Annotated in this window: 3 protein-coding genes and 1 pseudogene; all 4 read left to right on the forward strand. The window is 53.0% G+C overall.

Annotation, left to right across the window (positions count from 1 at the left end):
- The coding region (locus ACSZO4_RS25225; protein ID WP_437891833.1) for an IS30 family transposase at positions 1 to 327 on the forward strand (327 nt) is incomplete at its 5' end.
- Positions 328 to 478: 151 nt separating this feature from the next.
- Positions 479 to 1,816: a 6-phospho-beta-glucosidase gene (locus tag ACSZO4_RS25230; protein ID WP_437891834.1), complete on the forward strand. Its 1,338-nt coding sequence runs from the start codon at positions 479 to 481 to the stop codon at positions 1,814 to 1,816.
- Positions 1,817 to 1,828: 12 nt separating this feature from the next.
- Positions 1,829 to 2,596, forward strand: a complete 768-nt coding sequence (gene chbG, locus ACSZO4_RS25235; protein WP_437891835.1) for a chitin disaccharide deacetylase — start codon at positions 1,829 to 1,831, stop codon at positions 2,594 to 2,596.
- A 392-nt stretch (positions 2,597 to 2,988) separates the two neighbouring features.
- Positions 2,989 to 3,089, forward strand: a pseudogene (locus tag ACSZO4_RS25240) (IS30 family transposase); the annotation flags it as partial.

Genomic DNA, 3,089 nt, shown 5'->3' on the forward strand with positions numbered 1-3,089 from the left:
GCCATCATCTCGATGCTGAGTGGCTATAAAGATGTCTGCCACACCATCACGTTCGACAACGGTGGCGAGTTCAGTGAGCACAGGACGATAGCGGAAGCGCTGGAAGCGGAATCCTACTTCGCTCACCCATATGCGTCGCATGAACGAGGATTGAATGAGAACACAAACGGCCTGTTAAGGCAGTTTATCCCGAAGGGAACTGACCTGCACACAGTGTCAGAAGAAGACCTACGGCGCTATCAGGGTGCGTTGAACAGCAGGCCACGCAAGTGTCTGGGGTTCAGACAACCCTCGGTGGTGTTTGCAGAGTTAAGACCGGCGGCTTAGCGTTGCACTTCGAACTTGAATCCGCCAGAAGCTTACCATCGTTAATTAACCGGAGCGGAACCTTCCGCGCTGGAAAATATTCAGATTAACTGTCCGTATTGATACGGAGAGTGGGCTACGCGCAATTCGTGGCGCCACAAGGGAGAATATAATGATAAAAATTGTTACTATCGGCGGCGGCAGCAGCTATACCCCTGAACTCCTCGAAGGATTCCTGAAGCGTTATCACGAGCTGCCGGTTACGGAACTGTGGCTGGTGGATGTGGCGGAAGGGCAGGAGAAGCTCGATATTATCCACGCTCTCTGCGAGCGGATGGTGGAAAAAGCCGGCGTCCCGCTGAAAGTCTATAAAACGCTGGATCGCCGCTCGGCGCTGGAAGGCGCGGACTTCGTCACCACTCAGCTGCGCGTTGGTCAGCTGAAGGCGCGTGAAAAAGACGAGCGTATCCCCCTTAGCCACGGCTATCTTGGCCAGGAAACTAACGGCGCCGGCGGCCTGTTCAAAGGTTTGCGCACCATTCCGGTGATTTTTGATATCGTCAAAGATGTGCAGGATATCTGCCCGGACGCATGGGTAATTAACTTTACCAACCCGGCGGGAATGGTGACCGAGGCCGTATATCGCCATACGAACTTTCGGCGCTTTATCGGCGTGTGCAATATTCCGATCGGCATGAAAATGTTTATTACCGACGTGCTGCAGCTGAGCCCGGGCGATGAGCTGAATATCGACCTGTTTGGCCTCAACCACCTCGTGTTTGTGCGCGACGTGCTGGTGAACGGCGTATCTCACTTCAACGAGCTGCTGGACGGCGTCGCGTCCGGGAACCTGAGCGCCAACTCGGTGAAAAACATCTTCGATTTGCCGTTCAGCGAAGGGCTGATTAGCTCCCTGCGCTTAATTCCGTGCTCCTATCTGCTCTACTACTTCAAGCCGAAAGAGATGCTGGCGATTGAAATGGGCGAGTACTATAAGGGCGGTGCCCGCGCTCAGGTGGTGCAGAAGGTGGAAAAACAGCTGTTCGAGCTGTATAAAAATCCGGATCTAAACGTTAAGCCGAAGGAGCTGGAGCTGCGCGGCGGGGCATACTACTCCGACGCGGCATGCGAAGTGATCAACGCTATCTACAACGACAAGCAGACCGAGCACTACGTGAATATTCCGCACTATGGCCACATCGATAATATCCCGGCCGACTGGGTGGTGGAAATGACCTGTACGCTCGGCTGCGACGGGGCGAAGCCGACGCCGCGCATCACCCGTTTCGATGAGAAAGTCCAGGGGCTGATTTACACCATCAAGGGCTTTGAAGTGGCGGCGAGCAAGGCGGCGATAAGCGGAGAGCTGAACGATGTGCTGCTGGCGCTCAATCTGAGCCCGTTGATTCACTCCGACCGCGATGCCGAAATGCTGGCGCGTGAAATGATCCTCGCCCACGAAAAATGGCTGCCTAACTTTGCGGCGACGATTGAGAAACTGAAAAAGTAACGGGAGCGGCTGATGGAACGCGTGTTAATCGTTAATGCCGACGATTTTGGCCTCAGCAAGGGGCAGAACTACGGCATTATTGAAGCCTGCAAAAACGGGCTGGTGACCTCGACCACCGCGCTGGTTAATGGCGCGGCAATCGGCCACGCGGCCCAGCTCAGCCGCTGCGTGCCGGAGCTGGGCGTCGGGATGCACTTCGTCCTGACGCTGGGCGAGCCGCTCTCCGCGATGCCGGGCCTCACCCGCGAAGGGCTTCTGGGGAAGTGGATCTGGCAGATGGCGGAAGAGGGAAGCCTGCCGCTGGATGAGATCGCGCACGAGCTGGAGTGCCAGTATCAGCAGTTTATCGAGCTGTTTGGCTATGAACCGACGCATATCGACAGCCATCACCATGTGCATATGATTGCGCAGATTTATCCCATCGTGGCGGCATTTGCCCGCGAGAAGGGCTTGGCGCTGCGTATTGACCGTCAGCAGGCGCAGCGCGACGGTCTGGCGCAGGATGCAGCGCGCAGCAGCGATGGCTTTGCCAGCGAGTTTTATGGCGACGCGATTTCTGAAGCGTTGTTCCTGCAGACTCTGGATGATTCAATCCAGCGGGAAGAGGCCTCCCTGGAAGTGATGTGCCACCCGGCGTTTATTGACCACACCATCATGAGCAGCGCCTACTGCTACCCGCGGCTGGCTGAGCTTGAGGTGCTAACCTCAGAATCATTAAAAATCTCAGTCGGTCAGCGAGGGTATCGACTTAGCAGCTATCGATATATGCGTAGGGAATAATTCATGTGAACATCTTATTTAAGGAAGGAGCAATTGATTCGATAACAACTATTATATCGCACTTCATCGTATGATACATAAGCAAAAAGAAACTCAAAAAAGGTGAAAAATGTAAGGATAAAGGTGTTCATTGTCATCATGAAGATGAACCATGAATGATTAAATAGCACCTTCCTTAACCCTTAAATTATTTAATAACCACAACATGCGTTATTCCATAATTTTTCTCGCTTAAATATAAACAAATGTCGTGATTTTCTTGAATGAAATTTCAAAACATCGCGAATTCAGATAATAAGTGCAACGCTCGGTCATGATTGTGGAGAGTGTAGGAGGAAGGGTTAACTACCGATAAGTTATCCCGTTCTTCCTACCACAGATGAGCGAGTAACATGAAGTACCGGCAGTTAACCGACGGCATACGATACCAGATTGCCCTGTTGTTTGGTGATGATATTAGCCTCACGGAGCTCAGCAAGCGTGTTGGCGTCAG

Origin of the sequence: Phytobacter sp. V91 (genome assembly GCF_965644225.1) — a bacterium.
GTDB lineage: Bacteria > Pseudomonadota > Gammaproteobacteria > Enterobacterales > Enterobacteriaceae > CBFFRJ01.